General features: G+C 35.5%; 18 protein-coding genes and 7 pseudogenes. 5 read left to right on the forward strand and 20 right to left on the reverse strand.

The features are described 5' to 3' along the window. Positions 1 to 375 precede the first annotated feature (375 nt). Positions 376 to 801, forward strand: a pseudogene (locus GFC28_RS08220) (urease accessory protein UreH domain-containing protein); the annotation flags it as partial. A gap of 158 nt (positions 802 to 959) precedes the next feature. Here the strand turns inward: GFC28_RS08220 and GFC28_RS19975 are convergent. From GFC28_RS19975 to GFC28_RS20255, 4 genes and pseudogenes are all read right to left on the reverse strand, one after another. Beyond that, positions 960 to 1,094 (reverse strand): hypothetical protein, encoded by a 135-nt coding sequence (locus tag GFC28_RS19975; protein WP_255212297.1) that lies wholly within the window; start codon positions 1,092 to 1,094, stop codon positions 960 to 962. 108 nt (positions 1,095 to 1,202) lie between these two features. Beyond that, entirely contained in the window at positions 1,203 to 2,444 is a 1,242-nt protein-coding gene (locus GFC28_RS18800; protein WP_081804214.1) for a peroxiredoxin family protein, read from the reverse strand. Between the two features lie 168 nt (positions 2,445 to 2,612). Continuing rightward, positions 2,613 to 2,948, reverse strand: a complete 336-nt coding sequence (gene spoIIP / locus GFC28_RS18805; protein WP_081804213.1) for a stage II sporulation protein P — start codon at positions 2,946 to 2,948, stop codon at positions 2,613 to 2,615. 9 nt (positions 2,949 to 2,957) lie between these two features. After that, a pseudogene (locus GFC28_RS20255) lies at positions 2,958 to 3,101 on the reverse strand (stage II sporulation protein P); the annotation flags it as partial. 89 nt (positions 3,102 to 3,190) lie between these two features. Between GFC28_RS20255 and GFC28_RS08240 the strand changes: the two are divergent. Then, positions 3,191 to 4,374, forward strand: a protein-coding gene (locus tag GFC28_RS08240) for an IS3 family transposase (RefSeq protein WP_197478853.1) whose coding sequence is annotated in 2 segments (ribosomal slippage) — positions 3,191 to 3,446 and positions 3,446 to 4,374 — 1,185 coding nt in all. Because the reading frame shifts where the segments join, the coding sequence is not laid out codon by codon here. 116 nt (positions 4,375 to 4,490) lie between these two features. Here GFC28_RS08240 and GFC28_RS08245 read toward each other — a convergent pair. From GFC28_RS08245 to GFC28_RS19760, 10 genes and pseudogenes are all read right to left on the reverse strand, one after another. Beyond that, positions 4,491 to 5,018 (reverse strand): stage II sporulation protein P, encoded by a 528-nt coding sequence (locus GFC28_RS08245; RefSeq protein ID WP_052660984.1) that lies wholly within the window; start codon positions 5,016 to 5,018, stop codon positions 4,491 to 4,493. 533 nt (positions 5,019 to 5,551) lie between these two features. Next, positions 5,552 to 5,746, reverse strand: coding sequence for an SHOCT domain-containing protein (locus GFC28_RS08250; protein WP_141103885.1), 195 nt, complete (start codon positions 5,744 to 5,746; stop codon positions 5,552 to 5,554). A 29-nt stretch (positions 5,747 to 5,775) separates the two neighbouring features. Further along, positions 5,776 to 6,507 carry an urease accessory protein UreH domain-containing protein gene (locus tag GFC28_RS08255; protein WP_042411700.1) on the reverse strand — a complete coding sequence of 244 codons (732 nt, stop codon included), beginning with the start codon at positions 6,505 to 6,507 and terminating at the stop codon, positions 5,776 to 5,778. A 116-nt stretch (positions 6,508 to 6,623) separates the two neighbouring features. After that, positions 6,624 to 7,601 (reverse strand): F510_1955 family glycosylhydrolase, encoded by a 978-nt coding sequence (locus GFC28_RS08260; protein ID WP_042411697.1) that lies wholly within the window; start codon positions 7,599 to 7,601, stop codon positions 6,624 to 6,626. A gap of 106 nt (positions 7,602 to 7,707) precedes the next feature. Then, positions 7,708 to 8,289, reverse strand: a complete 582-nt coding sequence (locus GFC28_RS08265; RefSeq protein ID WP_042411695.1) for a TVP38/TMEM64 family protein — start codon at positions 8,287 to 8,289, stop codon at positions 7,708 to 7,710. A gap of 376 nt (positions 8,290 to 8,665) precedes the next feature. Further along, on the reverse strand, positions 8,666 to 9,361 hold the full coding sequence (locus GFC28_RS08270; RefSeq protein ID WP_042411693.1) for a C40 family peptidase: 696 nt from the start codon (positions 9,359 to 9,361) through the stop codon (positions 8,666 to 8,668). A gap of 416 nt (positions 9,362 to 9,777) precedes the next feature. After that, positions 9,778 to 10,269 (reverse strand): hypothetical protein, encoded by a 492-nt coding sequence (locus GFC28_RS19755; RefSeq protein ID WP_231883421.1) that lies wholly within the window; start codon positions 10,267 to 10,269, stop codon positions 9,778 to 9,780. A 12-nt stretch (positions 10,270 to 10,281) separates the two neighbouring features. Continuing rightward, positions 10,282 to 10,953, reverse strand: a complete 672-nt coding sequence (locus GFC28_RS08280; RefSeq protein ID WP_042411692.1) for a response regulator transcription factor — start codon at positions 10,951 to 10,953, stop codon at positions 10,282 to 10,284. 7 nt (positions 10,954 to 10,960) lie between these two features. Beyond that, complete coding sequence (locus GFC28_RS08285) at positions 10,961 to 12,331, reverse strand: sensor histidine kinase (RefSeq protein ID WP_042411690.1); 1,371 nt, start codon at positions 12,329 to 12,331, stop codon at positions 10,961 to 10,963. Positions 12,332 to 12,812: 481 nt separating this feature from the next. After that, a pseudogene (locus GFC28_RS19760) lies at positions 12,813 to 12,944 on the reverse strand (ArsR family transcriptional regulator); the annotation flags it as partial. Positions 12,945 to 13,110: 166 nt separating this feature from the next. On the opposite strand from GFC28_RS19760, the gene GFC28_RS08290 reads away from it, so the two are divergent. The 3 genes and pseudogenes from GFC28_RS08290 (at position 13,111) to GFC28_RS20260 (ending at position 16,272) form a co-directional block, all read left to right on the forward strand. Beyond that, positions 13,111 to 14,517 carry an amino acid permease gene (locus GFC28_RS08290; RefSeq protein WP_231883488.1) on the forward strand — a complete coding sequence of 469 codons (1,407 nt, stop codon included), beginning with the start codon at positions 13,111 to 13,113 and terminating at the stop codon, positions 14,515 to 14,517. 69 nt (positions 14,518 to 14,586) lie between these two features. Further along, positions 14,587 to 14,706: pseudogene (locus GFC28_RS19765) on the forward strand (DDE-type integrase/transposase/recombinase); the annotation flags it as partial. Positions 14,707 to 15,194: 488 nt separating this feature from the next. Then, positions 15,195 to 16,272 (forward strand): annotated as a pseudogene (locus tag GFC28_RS20260) (YVTN family beta-propeller repeat protein). A 124-nt stretch (positions 16,273 to 16,396) separates the two neighbouring features. Here the strand turns inward: GFC28_RS20260 and GFC28_RS08300 are convergent. From GFC28_RS08300 to GFC28_RS19780, 6 genes and pseudogenes are all read right to left on the reverse strand, one after another. Further along, entirely contained in the window at positions 16,397 to 16,909 is a 513-nt protein-coding gene (locus GFC28_RS08300; protein WP_042412420.1) for a QcrA and Rieske domain-containing protein, read from the reverse strand. Positions 16,910 to 17,697: 788 nt separating this feature from the next. Continuing rightward, positions 17,698 to 18,996, reverse strand: a complete 1,299-nt coding sequence (locus tag GFC28_RS08305) for a cell wall-binding repeat-containing protein (protein ID WP_369818787.1) — start codon at positions 18,994 to 18,996, stop codon at positions 17,698 to 17,700. A gap of 147 nt (positions 18,997 to 19,143) precedes the next feature. Continuing rightward, a pseudogene (locus GFC28_RS08310) lies at positions 19,144 to 19,533 on the reverse strand (DUF302 domain-containing protein). 117 nt (positions 19,534 to 19,650) lie between these two features. Then, positions 19,651 to 20,595: a plastocyanin/azurin family copper-binding protein gene (locus GFC28_RS08315; protein WP_042412237.1), complete on the reverse strand. Its 945-nt coding sequence runs from the start codon at positions 20,593 to 20,595 to the stop codon at positions 19,651 to 19,653. A gap of 358 nt (positions 20,596 to 20,953) precedes the next feature. After that, positions 20,954 to 21,295, reverse strand: a complete 342-nt coding sequence (locus GFC28_RS08320) for a hypothetical protein (RefSeq protein WP_043968591.1) — start codon at positions 21,293 to 21,295, stop codon at positions 20,954 to 20,956. 727 nt (positions 21,296 to 22,022) lie between these two features. Continuing rightward, positions 22,023 to 22,208 (reverse strand): annotated as a pseudogene (locus tag GFC28_RS19780) (ArsR/SmtB family transcription factor); the annotation flags it as partial. Positions 22,209 to 22,698 lie beyond the last annotated feature (490 nt).

The raw sequence follows: 22,698 nt of genomic DNA on the forward strand, positions 1-22,698 counted from the left end.
ACTTTTGACTCTTACAGTTTTCATACAATCCTCCTGAATCAATAGTTCTTAATAATTCGATGAATGTATTTTAATAAATAAATTTGCAGAAGTTATGTAGAAGAAGTAACAAAATAATAAAAATGACTCATTTTACTTAATCGGTTTACCTCAAGTGTCAAGAAAACGTTCAGTGTATATCAATATATGAACTAGTTGAATACGTACAAGCAGCGTTGTACGAGAAAATAATTAAAGTACAATTAGATATAACAAAAAACGTCAGTTTATTAAGTCGGCTCATCTTGTCAACAAAGTCGACAAGCTGTTTTATTATGAAGGCAGGACGAAGGAGAAATGGAGGGAAAGAACGATGCTTCTGCCACACCATGAACTTTCATTATCTTTTTCGGTCTAGTAATTTTAGGTGTATTTTCACCTTCCTTTATGATGAAGGATAAGCGGTTCTTCTTTCGCAACAAGCCCTCCGGTTATTTTGGTTCTATTTTAATTGGAATAGGATTTGCCGCAGGCTGGACTCCTTGTACCGGCCCAATTCTTGTATCAGTTATAGCGTTGGCAGCTACCAAACCAAGTGCAGCAATTTTATACATGTTCGCCTATGTATTAGGTTTTGCCGTTCCTTTTTTCATTATGTCATTTTTTATCGGCAAGCTAAATTGGATAAAAAGGTATAATTCTGTCATCGTAAAAGTCGGAGGATTTCTTATGATTGTCACGGGGATTCTGCTGTTTTTTGATTTGATGACAAAAATCGTTACCTTTTTTACAGGTTTGTTTGGTGGATTCACAGGTTTTTAGGCGTTTATCATCCGAAAATAGGAATACCCAATTATTACAGTTCTGATACAAAAATAATTTATTAGAAACACAGAACAACAACTACAGATAATAGCTCCTTTTATTCCCTAAGTAAACTTGGATACTCGAAAGTATGATTTCCTCATTTATTACTTAGATTAGCCGACTGTTAGGGGGATTTTTTTATGAAAAAATTCAAACTCTTTTATAATAGTTTTAAAGCTCCATTGCACATCTAAATCCGGCTGGACTGCCCTCACTTTTCTTACTTCTATTAATTTTTCCCATAACAAAAACACCCCTCCTGAGTTAACAGTAAGGAATATTCCTTTTACTGTATACTCAGAAGGGACAATATCATTAACCTGATATAATCAGGTGTAGAAAAAGATTTTTAGTTTTTATTTAATACTAGAGATGAAGTTGTCCATAGTTTCATAAGACATAGGACCTACATGTTTCTCTCTGATAATTCCATTTTTATCAATGATATACGAAGTGGGAATTGTTATTATACCGTATAGATTTCCAATCTTTCCTTGCTTATCAAGCAGAATGTTAAACGTCATGCCTTTATCCCTCACAAAATCCTTCACTGTATCAGGACTGCTTTCGCTATTCGTTAAATTGACTGCCAAAATCTCTACATTGTTATTTTTATTGTTTTCATAGAACTTTTGCATTTCGGGAATTTCAGCTCTACAAGGAGGACACCAAGTAGCCCAAAAATTCAATATAACCGTCTTTCCACGCAAATCAGACAACTTCACTTTATTTCCTGTAATTGAAAGTAATTCAAAATCTGGAGCAAATTGTCCTTTATTAGTCCCGATTTTGCCAGAATCTAATGAGGTAGACATAACTGTTTTAGGGGATTCTATTCTCCCTGTTTCATGTTGATTGGTAAGCATAGGGGTTATGGCAAGACTTAAAAATATACCGCCTAAAATTATATTATTTGTTGTATTTCTCCATCCCTTTTCCTCGTCCTTAGTGGCCTCTTCTCTTCCTTGCCTCTCTGACCAGTATAAAATACATAAAAAGATAATAATTAAAGAGACATATAACAATACTTCTTTTGATATTATCTCAGCGTATACAAAATTGTTTTTATATAGGGCTATTTCAAATTGAATTAAATGAAACCATATGAGAAGTTGTAACAAAGTTTTTTGGGTGTTGATTCGTGAGGCTGCTATAAAAAAACAAACAGCTACTATTGCTTGCAAAATGATGAGATGATTCTGAGGATCTTCCATTACGCGGATCCATACAAACGTACTAAAATACCCCAAATACGCAGGAACGGCCGCACGTGTGTAAGAAACCAAAGAAATATTCTGTTTTTTGATAGATAACCAAGTAGAGATCGTGATGAAAATAATCCCTATACCAATTCCAACATATCCCCCGTTAAAATAAATTATAGTCATAGGATTTTGTAAAACTGAATTAGGGTGTAAAACGACATAGCTAAATTTCCAAATTAGTACTCCATTAATAAAACTATTAAAAATTAAATCCATGATGTTTCGTTCTATTTTTAATATCCTAATACCATAATAAAACATCACATAGCTAATTAATAAGCCGCTTATTAGTAAAAGATTTTCACCTTGAACTATAATACTACCAAATTGCAATACGCATCTCTCCCCAATTTCATGTGATTTATTTATTATAAATAAAAAATATGAATTTTTTATGGAGAAACATATTAAAATTTCTTAGCTAGTTGTTCTAAAGACTGAAGCTTGTCAACTTTGTCATCAAAGTGAAAGTGTCGAATCCTCGACACTTTATTTTTTATATTATTTAGGAGTATTCGATACCTTCGTAGCATCCCAATAATATTGACTTAAAACTTCTCCCAATGCATCTGCCGTTCTATATAACTCATCCATCGTATTTTCAATGCCCCCTATTTCGATAATGACAGAATTAGGAGATAAATCTTGGTTATAAACTCCATTTCCTGAATGGCTATCCTTTTCAATAATTCCTCTTGACAATCCCGGATAAGATTTTTCTATTTCAGTGTTAATCTTTTGTGCAAAAGCTAAATTTTCCTCATAATTTTTATTTTCCTTACCTACAATAAAAAATAATCTAGCGTACGTTTTTCCGTTTATAGTTACTGTTGTTATTTTTCTTGGCTATGAATCACGATGGATATCCAAAAAGTAGCTAAGATCCCTATTAGACCTTTTCGCAGATGCAACAATTTCTCTGGAGATTTCGTAAGAGCTAGAATAATCTAAATTTCTTTTCTTTAACATGGCTACAATGTCCGTTGTATCTACTTCTACTCCTTGATGTTAGTCTAGATTATAGACACAACGAATAGAGAAATGTATAGTAAATCTATCAATCATAGGGAGTGTCTATAATGGCTAGACGTTTTGATAAAGAATTCAAAATACATGCAGTAAAATTAGTGGTCGAGCAAGGAAAGGCGGTCGCTCAAACCGCAAGACAACTCGATATTTCGCCAAAAACTCTTCATAAATGGGTCGCAGATTATAAAAAAGATGCCGAACATAGTTTTGTCGGAAGCGGAAACCTTAAACCAGAAGATCAAGAAAAGCGCGAACTACAAAAACGCATCCGTGACCTTGAAGAGGAAAACGCGATCTTAAAAAAGGCCATGAGCATCTTCGCCAAAAACCAGAAGTAATCTATGAATTCATTCATACGCATAGAAAGGAGTTTCGTGTGGCGAAGATGTGCGAAGTCCTAGGTGTTTCAAGAAGTGGATACTATGCATGGACCAAACGGCCGGAAAGCCAACAAAAGAAAAGACAAGAAGCGTTGAAAAAGCAAATCAAAAAGATTCATATCGAGTCAAGAGAAACGTATGGCAGTCCAAAAATCACAAAAATCCTTCAGAAGCAAGGGGTTGAGGTATCTCAAAAAACGGTCGCCAGAATCATGAAAGATGGGGACATTCGTTCAAAAACAAAGAAAAAATATAAGGCAACCACGAACTCAAAGCATCATTTGCCTGTGTATCCCAACTTATTGAATCAGCAGTTTGAAGCAGATGAGCCGAATCAAGTATGGGTGGCGGATATCACTTATATTTGGACGAAAGAAGGCTGGTTGTATTTAGCATCCATCATGGATTTGTTTTCTCGTAAAATTGTAGGTTGGTATCTTTCCGAGCGTATGACAAAGGAGTTAGTGATCAAAGCATTCAACCGGGCCATCCATCAGCGAAATCCTCAACCTGGTCTGATTCACCATTCGGACCAAGGGAGCCAGTATGCATCGAATGAATACCAAGCCATGTTGAGGCAATACGGAATCCAGACGAGCATGAGTCGAAAGGAAAACTGTTATGACAACGCATGTGCCGAATCGTTTCACTGCATCCTTAAAAAGGAACTCATTTTCCACGAAACCTTTACGACAAGGGAAGAAGCGAAACAACGGATTTTTGAATACATGGAGTGTTTTTATAATGCCGAGCGAATTCATTCCGCTAATGAGTACATGTCCCCGATGGAGTATGAGAAGATGCATCAGCAAGGCAAAAAGCAGCAACGCTTCTCTCCACAAGTCACGATATAAGGGGCATATCTTTCCTCTTGAGAAGGGGAAGGGTTTACCAAACCGTTCTCCTTCTCAAGAGGCCACTAAACGAAGTGCGGTAGTAGGGTTTTAAAATTTTTCTCGATTTTACGTGTCTATTTTCTTGACATAATACCACCTATCCCCCTATTTCTAAGAGCTTCTACTAATCGTTTACCTACCATTGTGATATTAATTTTTGAGTGATGGTATGTTTTTTCGTTACCCGTACCCTTTAGATAGGGCAAAAAAGATTCACGGCTATGTGAATGATAAATAAACATTACATTCCGGTTCCCAGTGTCATTTTTCAATGGTGGTGGTTTTACCATATTTTCTGTTTGATTTATTTCTTCTTCTAATTTCTTCAGATTTTGTTCACTAATTTCTCTCTCTTTTAATAAAACCTCAATCGGAGGTGATGATTCGATTGTTAAATTTGTATAGTCTGTTCCTTCTCCTGCCACAATTATTTTCGAATCGAAACTTGAAAACCCCGGTAAAACATTCCTAAAAAATGAGCGAGGATCACTCAAGCTTAAATTAATGGTATTTTCAAACAGCAGTTTTGAAAAATTAGACTTTTTTATGTCACCTTTGATTCCCCGATTAAAATAATGATTTTTCATCTCCAATATGTACATAAATGAGACGGACTCCACTTTCCATGAAAGGTCCCTTAAATACTCAGAAACTAAAAACTTCTTAAAAAAATAGCAATAATCATATTTAAAATAAACACACTGACTATTAACGTAATTAGAAAACTGTAAAAGAATGCAGTTGTATTTTTCGGCGAAGACTGTCTTCTCATTCTTACTCTCCCTTCTAAATTCTATTATTAATATCTATGAATGAAATCTAGTAAATAGAATAAAGAACTAAGATTTTTAAAAATGATGACCCATGAAAAAATTTATTTAGGAGATAACCTTCTTTTGTCTCCATAGTTCGTTCAATATCGCTTTTACAGAAGTGTTTATAACAGGAGAAAAAACTAACGAAGGAGACATGAAATATAAGAGATTATTATGTTCAGAAAAGCTAAAAAAAACAAAAGAAGTTGTTGACAATACTCTTATCAACAACTTCCTTCATCTATATAAAATTGAAATAGGGGGAGACAATTGTAAATCACATTTCTGATGCTTGATACAATAAAAGAGGCTAGATTTTACTATAGCTTTTTGGATAGTTGTTCAAATTCGTCTAAAGTGATCTCTCCTTTGGCTAATCGCACTTTTAATATTTCCATCGGAGATAACTCTTCTTTGCGGTCATTGATAAAACGATGTAAGAGATAAAAACCAATGGCGATTAATACAACCCAGAATAACATCATCCCAATCATCATGGCCAAATCTCCAAACATCACCGTTCACTTTCCTCCTTTTCCTAATTTTAAAACCAATAAGTGATGGTGTCTAATATGCCAAGTAAGATCATCACGATTCCAGCTGCTTTCTGAACGAACCTTCCTGCTTGCTTTCCTTTTTTCATTAGAGTGCCGCTAAATCCTAAGTACCAAAGGATGAGGATGAATAAAATAACAGGCACAGAGGTTCCGATGGCAAAGATACTCGGTAATAACACTCCATAAGACGTTGAGTATACCAGAGGCATTAGAGTAACAAAAAATAGCACAAACATGGTTGGACAAAAAGCTAATGAAAAGCCGAAACCCATTAAAAAGGAGCCTATTTTTCCTTTCTTTAAAAATCTCTCAGGGATTTTGAACAAGGTTACGTTCCAATACATTTTAAAAAGCCCTAACAAGTATAAACCTACAAGAATGAGAATGGGACCGATCAGCTTTCTCAACCACGGAAAATATAATGTTAGTGTACTTTGAATCTCTTTCCCCATCAGCCAAACGATGAAACCTAAACCGGAAAAAGCAATGATTTTCCCCAAAATAAATAGGAGCAACTCTTTCCACGCAATCCCTTTTTGCAAGGACTGATTACTGTACAACGTGATCGCTCCCAAGTTGCCAGTGAGTTGACATGGAGCCATCGCTCCTACAATGCCAAGAACAAAAGCTGACAAAATGGGAATAGCTGTCGTGCTATTTGCAATATTGAGAAACGGTTGGCTTAGAAGGTTGCTTATTTGGCTCAAGAACGAATACACCCTTCTTCTCACCTTCTTCTCTATCTGATGTCTATATTGTAGCAATGAATTTTGCAGAATTTATGGAGTGGTATATTTTTAAGTAAGCAAAAAGACATGCCCTCGCATGTCTTTTATTAAAAAATTTTCCCTTTCGATGCTAGTCTTGTCCAGCTTTCACCGTTATTTTTTGTCATGAAAATATCCCCGTTCATGGTGGCGATCACAATTTCCTTCTCATTTGTCGGATTAGAGGCCATATACATGATATGGTCTTTTTCATCGAGTTTAGGAACAGAAAGAACTTCCTCCTGTTTTGAATCTAACGATTGTTTTATAAGTATAGGCTTATTATTCTCTACAGCAGCAAATAAAATGGATTTTTCTTGGAAGACGAAAGTCGTCGTATTGATCTTTCGAGTAAAGCGTTCAAACGTATTTCCATTATCTTTGGAGACAAAAATTCCTTCAGGCGTACTAATTCCGACCATATTTTCGTCCGTTGGGTGGGCAGCAATCGTTCCTGCAACAGTTTGCGGCAGGCCGTTTAATTGACTTTGTAACCACGTTTTGCCATCGTCTTTACTGTAGAATAACCCTTGTCCGAGCGTTTTATTTGCTTCTTGGTTCACGACATAAATCGTATGGCTTTTATAGCCAACTGTCATATAATGAAAATCAGATTCTTTATAAAATCCTAGATTCATCAACGTTTGTCCATTATCCAAACTTTTTACAAGACCAAGAGGATTTCCTAAAGATGAACCTTCTTCTGGATGCCCCGATGAATAAAATCCATCGTCTGTGGCAGAAAAGCCCATATAATCATGTTTATACGAAGTCGTTTCATACCACTTATTATTTTGGTAAACAAGTAAACCTTCATGTGTAGCAAAGTAAATCGCATTTTGGTTGCCTGCATAACCGATTCCATGTAAATGTTCGAACTTTCCTTCTTTCTTTTCTTTAAAGAAAGGATTATTTGTAACAGATATGTTGGATTTTGCTTGTTCTCTGCTATTGATAAAGGTCTGCTCTTTTTCATTGGATGATGAACAAGCGCTTAGAAGAAGAATAGCCGATGTAATCATCATAGCTTTCGTCATTTTTTTCATTGCTGATACTCCTTTTTGTGTATTGAGTAAACATAGTAATTTTATAGCAGAAAAATTTGCAGAATTTATGGAGTTTGTTTCTTTGAATATGATATTTTGTTGCTCTTCATAAATCCCTTTCAATTTTGTTCATTTGAGCCTTTTTTCGATTGATTTTCTTCCAAGTAAAAAGGAATAAACAAACAGACAAAAATGTTAATATTACTTTCCCTTGCCATGTCCAATTCATCAATTGATAAACCGAATAGGCTTCTAAAAGTAATGCCGGTATTTTCCCTATTGAGCTAGCAATCATAAAGATAAGCAAGGAGGTTTTTCCTATCGCTGCAACAAAGGTAACTACTCCTGACGGAACAAAAGGAAGAAGCCGCAAAGACAGAACAAGAAAAAAGGCTTCTAAACCTTTTGCTTCAAGCAAACGTCTGACTTTCGGGTGAGCAAATAACTTGGATTCAGAAAGCTTCCTGAATCCTTTACGATATAAAAGAAAGGAGATAATGGCTCCGATTGCTTCCCCTGCAAAAGATAAAAAGGTGCCTTTCCAAAACCCGAATACGGCCAAGTTGGCAGCCGTTAGAAAAACGCTTGGTACAAATCCTAAAACACTGATCATAATATTTATAACGATACTAATGAGGTAAGCAACATTTTCATATGTGCTGAGCAGTGTAATGATTTGCTCTTTCATCCTCTTCTCACCTTATGCCTCCCATATTATATCCTACCCCCAAACGGTTTGCAGAAATTGATCGATTGGAAACCTAAATTTGTCTCATCTTTTCCCTAATATTTTTTACATAAGAGTCTATATTGTACGTTCTTTTCTCCTTGTTTATGCCTTTGGACGATTTATAAAAGAGAAGTAATTTTTATTTTATAAATTAAATTTGCAGAATTTATGGATTTCAATAGTTTGCCGCTCGCTTCCTTCAGATTCCGCGTCACCACGGATACCCTTGCGTTAAGCTAACTGCTACTTCTGTCTTAGCAGCTCGGGACTTTCACCCTATAGATTACTCTCATGCCGGGCACACAAACAAAAAGGGAGCAATTCCTTCGCTCCCTTAATTCACAATTATTCTTTTTGCACCTAGATAGCGCTTAGACCAATATGTATTCTTCATAGAACTAATGCTAACTCCTTTAGAAGAAGAACTATGGATAAACTCATTATTTCCAATATAAATTCCTGCATGAGAAGCTCCAGGCTTATAAGTTTCAAAAAACACTAAATCTCCTACTTGAGGAGAAGAAACTTTCACACCTTTAGCATAGATGCCAGCAACCGTTCTTGGTAAGCTAATTCCAACACTCTCCTTGAATACATAATTCAAAAAGCCACTACAATCGAATCCTTTAGGTGTACTTCCTCCCCATACATACGGGACATTCAAATATTTTTTAGCATTTTGAACCAGCCTTGTTGGGTTATAAGATGAAACTCCTTCCACTTGCGTAGTTTTAGTCTTAGCGTTTTTTATGCCTAATGCTTTGAATGTACTAGGACCTACAATTCCATCAGCAGTTAAGCCCTTTGATTTCTGAAACTTTATAACAGCACTTTTGGTAATAGGACCAAAATATGTAGTAGTTGTTTTATATGTAAAGTAACCTTTATTTTTTAATATTTGTTGTAATTCTTTAACATCTTGGTGTGTCATTCCAATTTTTAATGTTTGATCCCCAAGAGCCGCACTACTTACGATTGGACTACTCAATAAAACACCTGCCATTGCAAAAGATGCTACTAACCTTTTCAATCCTGTTTTCCCCCTATAACTCTTTTCGTATTTTTGAGCAAATTCTATCATGTTAAAATAACATTAATGTTTCGATGGATTTACAGTTTAATTACAAAATTGTGCAGAATGTGTGAAAAGCCGACAAAAAAATACATAAAATACCGTCAATTTATTACATAAAAAGACATAAAGCTTGCGGTTAAATCAATTTTAATTGCAAAAAATATCAATCATTATATTAAGAGAGATTTATAATTAAAGAAGATAAGGGGAATGCCTTTAGCTTCCCCCTCTATATCTAATAGGATTCTCTTTTTACTTTGTTTAACCATTGATCATCGTAAACTAAATCTAAATAACGATCACCACGGTCTGGAAAGATGGTAACGATGTTCGTTTCTTTTGTCAATGAAGGTATTAGTTTTTTAATAGCACTAACAACAGATCCCGAGGATCCTCCCGAAAATATCCCTTCCTTCTGTTTTGAATCTAATGATTGTTTGATAAGTACAGGCGTCCGTTGGGTGGGCAGCAATCGTTCCTGCAGCAGTTTGCGGCAGGCCGTTTAATTGACTTTGTAACCACGTTTTTCCATCATCTTTACTGTAAAATCCCCCTTGTCCTAGTGTTTTATTTTCTTCTTGGTTCACCACATAAATCGTATGACCTTTATAGCCAACTGTCATATAATGAAAATCAGATTCTTTATAAAATCCTAGATTCATCAATGAGACAATGGCTTTGAATGCTTGCCCTGCAAAAGATAAAAAGGTGCCTTTCCAAAACCCGAACACAGCCAAATTGGCAGCCGTGAGAAAAACGCTTGGTACAAGTCCTAAAATACTAATTATAATATTTATCACAATGCTGATGAGATAAGCAGCATTTTCATAGGTGTTGAGTAGTGCAATGATTTGCTCTTTCATCCTCTTCTTGCCTTATGCCTCCCATTTATATCCTACCCCCCAAACAGTTTGCAGAAATTGATCGATCGGAAAACCAACTTGTCTAAGCTTTTCTCTAATATTTTTTACATGAGAGTCTATTGTACGCTCTTCTGTATTTGCGTTATAGCCCCATAATGACACGATGATTTGTTCTCTACTAAACACTCTGTTTGGGTGCTTCAAAAACAGACCCAATATGGCAAACTCTTTCGGCGTTAGAAAAATCGGTTTGTTTTGATAGTGGACTTTATGTTCGTCTTCATCCCACACTAAACCTTGAAACTCCATTTTCGAATGTTTTCCTACTGAACGGCGTAGTACAGCCTCGATGCGCGCCAGCAGTTCGGATTCGTCAAACGGCTTCGTAATATAGTCATCTGCTCCGATTTTCAGTCCTTGGACGATATCCGTTGTTTGATCTCGGGCCGTTACCATGATGATCGGGACGTTAGAAAATTCCCGAATTCGCTTGCACGTTTCCCAACCATCCATCTCTGGCATCATAATATCCAGCAAAACTAAATCCACTTTGTTATTTTCTAAGTACTGTATCGCAGCTAAACCGGACTCACACTTTACGCAATGATATCCTTTAGGCGAAAGATAAAGATCAAGTAAATCTAACATTCGTTTTTCATCGTCAACCAGTAAAATCGTGTACATGCTATGCTCATCCCTCCGGCAAGGTAATGATCATGTTTGTTCCTTTTCCATATTCACTTGCGGCGTAAATCGATCCTCCGTGCGCTTCCACAATTTCCTTGACGATGGCTAGTCCTAATCCTGTTCCGCCGCTGTTTCTTGATCTTGATTTATCCACTCGGTAAAACCGCTCAAAAATATGCGGCAAATCCTCTTCAGGGATCCCTCTGCCTTCGTCTGAAACGATCATCACAATGTTGTTTTTCTCCGCTCTTGCATCAATAGAGACGGTAGAGCCTTGATCTGAATATTTTAAAGCATTGTCTAACAGATTTATCATCACTTGCTCAAAACGTTTTTGGTCTATATGGACGGTAATGTTTCCATCGCAGTAATATACAAGAGACATTTTTTTAGCTTGAAACGCAGGATGCATTTTGTCATGCAATTTTTTTAAGAAAGAACATAAGTTTGTAGGTTCCTTATGGATTTGAAAGGAATGTTGATCCATCTTCGCTAATTCAAAAAGATCCTTCACCAATTTTTGCATATGTTCTGCTTCTTCGTAGATAATGGACAAATATCGATTTCTCTCTTCTTCCTCCATGTTTGGTCTCCTAGCTATATCCGCATACCCTTTTACATAAGTGAGCGGGGTGCGAAGTTCATGAGAAATACTGGCGAGAAATTCATTTCTTTCTTTTTTTAAGTATTCTAAATCCCTCGCCAATGTTTGAATGGCTTTCCCTAATTCCGTCAATTCGTCCCCCCCTTTTACTTGCAAACGAACAGAAAAATCACCTTTGCTCAATTTTTCGGTCGCTTGTTTCATGCGAATGAGAGGAATGGTAATGATTCTTGACAAGAAAGCAATCGTAATAATCGTTAAAAATACGGAAAGAATTCCAACCATAAGGAAATGATGCTTTAACTTATAAATCATGTTTTGAATAGAATCCGTATTTTGAAACATATAGACATACCCTTTGATCTTGCCGTCAATCCGAATCGGGCTTACTGTCGAAATATACGACTCTCTTTGCCAATTTTTTTGTACAATCATACCATCATGGGGAATGTTTTTATTTGCTTTTTTTATTACTCTTTTAGCAAATGGTAAAATATGATCTGAAAAATACAGTATCTTCCCCTTGTCATTGGTAATAACGACGTCCGTCTCCGCCTCAGATTCCATCATCGTGACATGCTCTAACGTAGAAGGGTTATAACTTTTTTCTAACACATCGCGATGATTATTCCCCCTTGCCAACAGCTGTTCAAATTCCTCATTAATTCTAGAATGAACCAGAGTAACATATAAAGACGCAAATAAAACCGTCTCTATTCCTAATACGAATACAAAAAATAATAGTCCCAATTTAAACGAAATTTTTCTCATTTTTGGTCCCTTCCTTATTCAGCCCAATTCAATTAATTTCTATATAGTTTAGAAAAGCTGTTTTTTGATCTTTTTTTCGTTTATTCGGAGCGATTAAGTCAAACTTCTCTGAATGACATATTGGTATTAAAACTAAATCGTTGAGACTTAAAACTCTGGAATAAATATCTGTATGTATGTTCTCCTTGTTTATGGCTTTGGACGATTTATAAAGGAGAAGTAATTTTTATTTTATAAACTAAATTTGCAGAATTTATGGATTTCAATGGATTGTAACTGTCAGGAACGATTTCACTTTTATTGTGAAATTTATCACAACGAATCCGTATTCTTACTGCTATCATAGCCATAGATTCAATAGAAAGGAAAATATTTTATGCATAAAGCCATGATTACCATGTTCACCTTTTATAAATTTTCTACCTTAAAACTGAATTACTTACTTATAGTAGACAGCTTTTTTACATAACTTTCAAGACGCCTAATGCCCTCCGTGTCCTTTACCTGTCGCTAGAATAATTTCAAGTTTTTCATCAATAATTCCTTGCGTTTGATAAGAAATTGAGTTTACTCTTTCTGATAAGAATCCATGATTATGATTATATGGACCTAAAAATATAGTAACATTTTTCGGTATCATGGATATTTTTGTTAATTCAACTCTTTTTGGTATAAATTCTAGGAAATCAAAATTAAAAAATATGTCGAAAAAAGTAGAAACATGATATAATACCAAAATGTCTGGCATTTTGAACTAAGTTATATAAGAGAGAGGAGACATCATGAATTTACTTCAAAAAAAGTCAATTACTCACTTGTTAAGTCAAAAGAAAACATTGCAGAAAACATTAGGTGCCTATGATTTAATATTGCTTGGTATCGGAGCGATTGTTGGAATCGGGATTCTTGTGTTGACAGGTGTCGCAGCAGCAAATGATGCAGGTCCTTCGATTATCTTTTCGTTCATGCTGGCGGCATTGGTGTGTGGATTTGTAGCGTTTTGCTATGCAGAAGTAGCATCGGCTCTTCCTGTTTCCGGCGGTGTCTATACGTATGCGTATGTAACAATTGGGGAAGTAGTTGCGTATTTAATAGGATGGATGCAACTTTTAATTTATGTTTTGTCCGTTGCAGCAGTGGCAAATGGATGGTCTGCTTATTTTCGCTCATTGTTAGAAGGATTTCATTTGCATATCCCGAAAATGCTAAGTGCAGTGCCCCAGCAAGGCGGAATGGTGAACTTGCCGGCTGTCTGCATTATTTTACTGATGACATGGATGCTGTCAAAAGGTGTGCAAGAAAGTAAGAAAGTGAATAATACGATGGTAGCCATCAAACTATCCGTCATTTTATTATTTATAATTGTCGGAATATTCTATGTTCGACCGGAAAATTGGGATCCATTCATACCATTTGGGTGGAAAGGAGTTCTCGCAGGAACTGCTACAGTGTTCTTTGCATTTTTAGGGTTTGATGCAGTTGCAACTGCGGCAGAAGAAGTGAAAAAACCGCAGCGTGATTTGCCAATTGGCATTATCGTTTCTTTATTCGTGTGCACTCTTTTATACGTTATTGTTAGCTTAGTCTTAACAGGAATGGTTCCATATCATTTATTAAATGTTTCCGACGCGATGGCATTTGCGCTTCATGCAGTCGGACAAAATTTGGTTGCAGGGGTTATATCAGTTGGAGCAATTGCTGGCATTACAACAGTTATATTTGTTTATCTTTACGCAACAGTGCGCGTTCTGTTCTCTATGAGTCGCGATCGTTTACTGCCAAAACCGTTCTCAGTAGTCCATTCACACTCTCAAGCGCCTGTTTTTTCGACATGGATTGCAGGATTTACTGGAGCGGCAATTGCTGGATTTATTGATTTGAGGGCATTGTCCAACTTAGTCAATATTGGCGCTTTGTTAACCTTTGTGATGGTGGCCTTATCCGTTATTGTACTGCGCAAAACACATCCAAATCTGCAAAGAGGGTTTAAGGCCCCGCTTGTTCCATATCTTCCAATATTGACAATTGCGTGTTGTATCTTCTTAATGACTCGTCTTGCGCTTGAAACGTGGTTGTATTTCAGCATTTGGATGATTATAGGTTTAAGTATTTATTTTATCTATAAAATGAAGCGTCAAAAAGATTCACACCAAGAGCAAAAATATATGATGAAAAAAGCAAACTAGAAAAGCAGGATAATCATAAGTTATAAATAGGATTCTGGTACAAAAAATTTCTGCAACTGGACATACTGATACTATCTATCAATTGTAAGAGATAAACAAGCAGCCAAGCGCTTTTTCAAGAAAGCCTTGGCTGTTTCTCATATTTGTAAACCTAGTGTCATCACAGTCGATAAGCATCTGGCTTACCCTGACTTACAAATACAAAAAATATCATAATTTAAACGAAATTTTTCTCACTTTTGTCCCTTTCTTATCAGCTCATTCTCCTCCATATAATAACAAAATATGTATGAAAAACAAAGATTCCTTAAAGTCGTTTCTGAATGTATTGTTTTCTATATCAATTACCTCTATAACACCGTTTCGGATAGTACGGAATGCTTTTAACCTTTGGGCATTATCTATAAAACCAAGTTTGATAAACTGATTCCATGTCCAATCGATACTCTTGAATCATTCTTTCGAATTTCGTCCCCACAATAGTTCCACCTTCTTATTGAATAAATAAATTAAAATAATTTTTATTTTACAAGATAAATTTGCATAATTTATGGATTTCAATAAATTGTAACTGTTAGGAACCATTTCATTTTTATTGTGAAATTCGTCACAGCAAGTCAATATTTTTGTTACTATCATGTTTTTAGATTAAATTCAGTAAAAAGGAGAAATATTTCATGCGTAAAGTTATCATCACGGTAACCTTATTATCATTATTTATATTTGCTCTAACAGGTTGCGGGGTTACGTCTCAAAAAAATGATGCTACTTCAGGGGAGAGTGAACAAAATAAGCAGTCTGAAACTACTACAAAAGAACAAAGTAAAGAACACGAAGCGAAAAAATATTATTTTACTGCTAATGAAGGCGGAAGTATTTCAAAAATTGATTTAAAAACGAATAAAGTTGTCTCAACAATCAAAGTAGACGGTGCCGTTCACAATGTCCAAGTCTCTCCTGACGGAAAAATTCTCGGTGCTACTTTAGTTCCGGAAATGCAACACGGAAATGATCACTCCATGGAGATGAAAGGAATGGCGGTATTTATAATACAGAAACAGACGAATTAATTAAGAAAGTGAAAGTCGAGAATCATCCAGTTCATATCGTTTTCACTGAAAATGGAAAGTACGCTCTCGTAGCCAATAATGAAGATAATAACGTTTCTGTGATTGATATGGCGAGTTACTCGGTAACCCAAACAATTCCAACTAGAAAAGGACCTCATGGGTTCCGTATCTCAAAGGATAGTAAATACGCGTATATCGCCAACATGGGAGAAGACAGTGTAAGCGTTCTTAATTTAGAAACAATGAAAGAAGAAAAGAAAATGAAAGTAGGATCTACTCCTGTTACAACAGGCATTACTTCAGACGGTAAAACGTTAGTCGTAACGTTAAATGCAGAGAATTCGCTTACCATTGTTGACTTAGCAAGCGGCAAAGTGAACAAAGTTCCTGTCGGTCAAGGACCGGCTCAAGTGTACATGGATTCCGACGATACGTTTGCCTATGTAGCCAATCAAGAGACAAAAGATGCACTATCTCATTCCGTAAGCAAAATAAACATAAAAGCAAAAAAAGTAGTTGCCGCGATTGAAACAGGCAAAGGGGCACACGGAGTAGTCACAAGTCCGGATCATAAATATGTTTTCGTCACCAATATGTGTTTAAAAACACGGTTAGTGTCATTGCCAAAGAACAAAACAAAGTAATAAAAACGGTTCAAGTAGGTGAAATCAGCGTCATGCCATAAATAGAAAAAAAACAGCAGGTTGAGTTTTCAAGCCTGCTGTCTTCTCTATTTACTGAATATGAAAAAAGGATTTTCTTCCGATTTTCGTTTTTATTGTGGCATCATCCCATTAAATCACCAGTTTTTAGTCTTTTTTATTTTCCCTTTTTATCGGACTTAGCACAGCAATATAAACATTGCCATCCTGAATGTAAGAGTCAAATATATCTAACGGTCTTGGTGGCGGTCCCCCTACATTGATACCATATTCATCATATTGCCCTCCGTGGCATGAGCAAGAAAAGCGGATACCCTTTTTTTGCATTTCTAATTCAGCATCTCCTATTATACAGCCTAGATGGGTACAAACTGGGGACATAATTAACAAAGAGTTATCTTCTTTATTTTTATTGATATACACAAATCCCTCGATTTCCTGCTCAGTCCATGCATCTTTTATTTTTACTTTATATGGCACCTTTTTCGGAAATTCTCCCTTTTCTAACTCGCTTAAAGGCCCCAGATTGGCCATGGATCTTGTATCGATATTTTTCTTATCGTTACTACAAGCAGCTAGCCCTATGGGCAATACCGAAACAGCAAATAATCCAGCTGCTCCTTTTAACGATCTGCTAAGAAAATCTCTCCTATTCAACATAAAGCTTCCCTCCTTATCATCTTTAAGAATAGAGATATTTCCACCTTTTCTTAATCTGCGTCAAACTTCCAGTCCATCAATCCCAAGCATTGCTTTAGATTTCAAAATAAATTCTTTTTCCGGCAACCTACAATATGATATGATTACTTATATGTCCTTCTTGTTTCATCGTTTATTGGTTCATTCTGTCATGATTCATCATATGTTCCATCATTTTATCTCCATTACTTTGACACTGTTCATACATTTTTCATAATAATTGTTTCTCTGAGAAATATGGATGCATTTGTTTCATCATTGGTAACATTTGTTCCCAATCATTATTATCATTTTTATTTGCCGCAAAAACAGCTGTAGCTTACACAAAAGCTGAAACAAGTACAAACAAACCTGAAATAAGTTTTTTCATTTTCTACACCTTCATCCTTTTACGGTTTTAGAATAAAGGAAAAGTATGGAGAAAGTATGGAGAAAGTGTGGGTAAAAATTCGCAAAATTTTGTCGTAGATTTATTATATGGAAATTTGATGTTTTCAAAAATCGATTAGAATTCTAATGGCTCTGTCATCATAATCATACTTTGTTGCTTACATGTTTCTTAAACAACGTGAATCATTGCAAATTAGCTTGTAAAAGTTGTATGTGATGATATGCGAATAATTCAAAAACCTTTGATGTTGGTTGAATGCCATATGTTTGCATCGTCATATTAATACCACGAGTTTCAAAAATAAAAAAACAGCTTGCTCGGCTTGCAAGCTGTTTTGCGTATATAGATTTACGTGCTTCTAATGTCCTACATGTCCTTCTCCGGTTGCGGGAACAATTTCGAGCTTTTCATCGATGATTCCTTGTGTTTGATAAGAGATGGAACGGAATGTACCAGATAAAAATGCGTGGTTATACGGTCCTACTGTTGGATCATCCGTAAAAGTTGGTTTTAAACGAGCTAAAAATTCATATACGTCCTTTGTTAGTGCTCCATTCTCTAGCCATATTAAAGGTGCGTGTTTTCCTAGATGAGAAAATGGCGCAGCCGCAATCGCTAGTTCAGGGGTTTTCGTTGAAATAAATGATACACCATGCCCCGGATTATTTAGTCCCCATCCAAATTTTGTTTTTTCATCTTTGTAGGTAGCAAAAGAAACGGATTGTTGCACCGGTGTATCGCCCGCTATTCGGACAACGGTGCCAAATGATTTTAATTCGTTTTCCACTTTTTTAGAGATTACTGATTCGGGACCTAAAAGATATATATTTGCTTTTCCTTTTCTTTGCTGTAACGCCTCTTTGGTTGGTTGTGGAATGTCATTTGCCGTAACATACAGTAACGGTTCTTCCATGTGGGCAATCCAATTGGCAGCTGTAAGAGTGTACAATTTCGCCTTATCTTCCAAAGAACCAATAATCACACTTTGCGGAGTCTTACCAGCAATGTCGCTGTAAAATTGGTCAATTTCTTTCGCAAACGCAGCTGGATCTATTTCACTAATTTGTTTCATCTTAAAATTCTTTAATTTATCTAGTTCGCTTTTCTTGAGATTTCCCATCACCATGATTTGCGTACCGTTAGCTGTACCTAAAGGTTGAAGACGATTTATTTCCTTTAAAACGGCATCCGGTATTTTTTGATCTTTTGTAAATAAAACAGGACCGTTGTTCGGATGATGAATTAAGTCTACACTTGCCAATGCCATTTGCCAGTTTTCAACAGGCACTAAAATAATTCCGCCGGGCTGGTTTTCTTTATGAGTGGCAGGCCAAACCATTTGTGAAACCATGACGGATAATTTGATGGGATCATCTGTGTTTATACGGGTAACGTTTTTCGTCGCTGTTATCATGATGTTTTGGTTCGCTAAACGGTTGAAAGAACTTGGTGGCTTCGCGAACTCCATTTCATTTGTTTTGTTATCTTTGTCTTTATCATTGGAGGACATATCCATATCTTCATGATTCATATTTGCATGATCCATTTCTTTCGAATCATGATCCATCTGATTATGGTCATTGTTTTGATTGTTACATCCGGTAATGATAAAGACAGGTAGCACGGCTACTAGGACTCCCCTAAGTAATTTACCGATCATGTGTAATCCTCCCTGAAAGAATCTTTTCTTTTTATATTTATCCCCATTCGTTATTACTTTTAAGCTTTTCCCAAATTCCATAATAAAAGGCTTTTTATCAAAAGATTTAAACAATGTTATTTTCGGTTTATTTTTAGCAGCTATTTATCTGCATTCATCGATACAGGATATCAACCTTTTTTCAATGTCCCCCGCTAAGTTTTTCAGTTCTTCATGATTCATCATGCTGATCAACGTGGTTGGTTTTGGCATACCTATTTTTGTTGTTTCATTCTCTTTATACACTACGATTTTGCATGACAGAAAATAACCTGCTAATAAGTTTTCAGAAAGCACACGCGCTGCTTCTTGCGGATTACATATTTCCAAAATCACAAATGGTATTTGAGAAAGTTAAACCCTTTTTCCTGCAGCTTTTCCGTTACATTAAATTCATTCCCACAAAACTCCGAACCCTTCTCTTTTTAAACTTTCTTCCAACATATTTATTGTTTCATTCATTTCCTTTTGTGCTTCAATCGTATAATGAAACACCTTCATTCAACCACCCTTCTCCAACATATTGCATGTTATTTCACTTAGTTGTATGTAAAACTAAACAATAATATAAATAAAAAAGCCGAGCATTGTCTCGGCATCCACTTCACTTTGTTAAGAAACTTCAACGAATCCAACCATACCAGATTCTTTATGTCTAGGAACCGTACAATAAAATCGAAAAACACCGCTTTCGACCGGTATGAACCTGATTTCGGCTGTTTTTCCCGGCAAAGAATGAATATGGACTGTTTGATTTTTTGAATGATTCCCATGATGACTTTGTTGTAAAAGAGATACTTTCATATTTTCGAATTCGATATCATGTTCAACTTCACCGCTATTTTTGAGAATTAAGGTTACTGGTTGCCCTACGGTAAGTTTGAAATCTTTAGGGAAGTAAGCAAATTCGGTTGCTTCAATGACTACTTTTTTCGTCTTTGTACTGAAATTCAACGGAGAGCCAGACAGCTTATTATTAGTCATAGAGTGGCTCATATGGGAATTTTTTATGGACACGTTATGACCTTGATCGAGCGTATTATTTAAATGATTATATGTGTAGAAAAACAGCAGAAAGACGATTGATAATAACAATGGATTATGGAATATTTTGTTGATGAAAGATAAACGGTTAAAACCGGTTTCTTGTTGAAGCATGTACAAAACAATACCAATCATCCCAACAAATATGACGAGCATTACACGAATCATTGAATTTTGGTGTTGCGGCGAAATCATTTCTCCTAACATCGCTCCCATCATTCCGCCCATTATTCCTGACAAAACGCCATCTATGATGGCCATGACACTAATCGGCAGCCCGGTCAAAAAACCGGCTAAAAACCCAAAACCCATTCCTAAAACGGTTGAGAAAAAGAGGTTACCGCTATACAAAATCCCGGCCAGCAAGCCATCTGTTAGCCCGACCAACATTCCTAAAGCCATCGCCACCATCATTCCGACCATACATGTGATTTTCTTTCTTTTTATGAATACGAAAACAATAACAATCAAAGATAAAATCGTTACAATGATTCCGGTTAATAAAATCGACAATGAACGATCCCTCCCTGTAAGTTTTTATTTGTACACATATATGTGGGCAAGCGGTTAGTTAGTCCTTTTTAAATTTATTAAATTAATTCATATGGATAAACGTAATGTCTGGAACAATAGCAGGACTTATAATCCTTTATGTAATGAGGTTATTTTTCAAAATTTTCTTAATTATATTTCCGTCAATCTTGGAAATTTATCAAAAATAAACAAGGAGTGCCAACGAATAATTATCAAGACCTAAATTATAAAAAGCCTTAAAAAATAAAGGAGAACACATATTACACATGACTAATATGTGTTCTCCCTTTTTCTTTTTAATTAAACTCAAACACCCGTTAGCTCAATAAGATTATCGTTACATGGAAGTTATGGCTAACATAAGAAACATCAGACCAGCCAAAGAAACACTTAAAAGAATGCTTAAAACAGACGTAATTAAGTTATTTTTAAAATCCCTTATCCCAAAAATAAGACCACTTAAAACTGCCCCCCACCATAAAAGATGAGCGATTACTTTCGGAAAACTTGCTAATACTTCTGTAAAAAATAATGTAAATAAAAGTAATTGAAAAACAAGAGAGATGAGTATACCCCAACTTGGTTTATTGAGAATGTTCTTGTTTTTAATGCTCAAAGTAATACCAACAGTACAAGCAATAAAAACAAGTATCATTACAAATGTCATAATTAAACCCATCATAAGTCCTCTCCAATACTTTTTATATTTATTTTACATTAAAATTACCAACTACCTCCTTTAAAAACCAAAATTTGATATAATGTAGTCCATGTATCTAACAACCTATAAAAATCCCTTTCAGACTTTGTTTCGAAGGAATTTCTTATTCACATAACTTATAGATTATAAAAGATGAAATAGAAGTACGGCAACAATTTATTCTATTTCGGACCACTACGGTAGAATGCCTTGCGTACCAAGCAATTCGGTAAATAAAAGACAGCAGTTTAAGCGTAATTACTGTACCGAAGATTATTTCGGTTAAAATAAATCATCTTATGACCCCATATTTTATGAATCGTTGCTGTACCCCATCTTCATCGTTTCATCTATTGTTTAATAATCAATATCTTCATCATGATTAAATGCAATTCCCGCAGAAAAGAACGCAGAAAAGAATGTAATTTTCCTACTTTGTAATTTATCTCGAGACACCTCATAAATTTAACCTTAAATGTCTAAACATGCAACCAACATCCAACATTCGATCGTATGAAGATCCATGACCTGGAAGAGGCTCAAACACAGTAACATTATGTATGTCGTTATCATGAAAGCTTGTTATTCCATTCCTGTTATTAAGCTTGACTACATCAATACTATAAACATGATGATTCGAACCATATAAATCAATCTGTGTAATTTCACAGTCTATTGCTTCGAAATATAGGTATAGAGACTTAGCATATGTATTCTGTAAATGTTGTGAAGTGTTAGCAACACTCATTTTTGTTTCTTTTGCCAATCTTTCCACTGATTTTGGGCCCTGTGCTAGTAAGTCTAACAACTCGATTCTTTTTGGACTGGATAATGTCTTTCCAATACGCGCAAACTGTTCATAAACGAAATCTTTAAACTCTCTCGGATTCAATTTTTCATCCCCATCTAAAAACAAATTTAACTATTCAATTGATTAATTGAATTCTATCGCAAAAAATTTTTTGTAAATAAATTGTTAAAAGATTTGCCTTATTTTATATTCAAATTCCTAGTCTTCGCCATAAAAAATCCCTCCCAGATAGACTCCTAAGAACATCATATCAACTGTTCTCTTTTTTACTGTCTATCTGTAGGGGATAATCCATTCCATGGAAGCACTCTGCTTATATTTGCAGAGTGCTTTTTAATTAAAACAAGACTATGGATGTGCTAAAAGTACGTTTTGTTTGTTAATTAGTTAATAATTATACCTTTTAAGTAGTAAGGTGTTAATAAGTGAAATACATGATCTATTAGGTATCAACCTATCAGAGAAAGGTGTAGATACGATCAGCTTTAGTATCGAAGTCTTTAGAATTGCAAAATCTGATTTCCCTATGAAACGTATATCACTCTATACATTTGATAGACTGCGTCCCGGA

This window comes from Anoxybacillus sp. B2M1 (assembly GCF_001634265.1).
Lineage (GTDB): Bacteria > Bacillota > Bacilli > Bacillales > Anoxybacillaceae > Anoxybacteroides > Anoxybacteroides rupiense.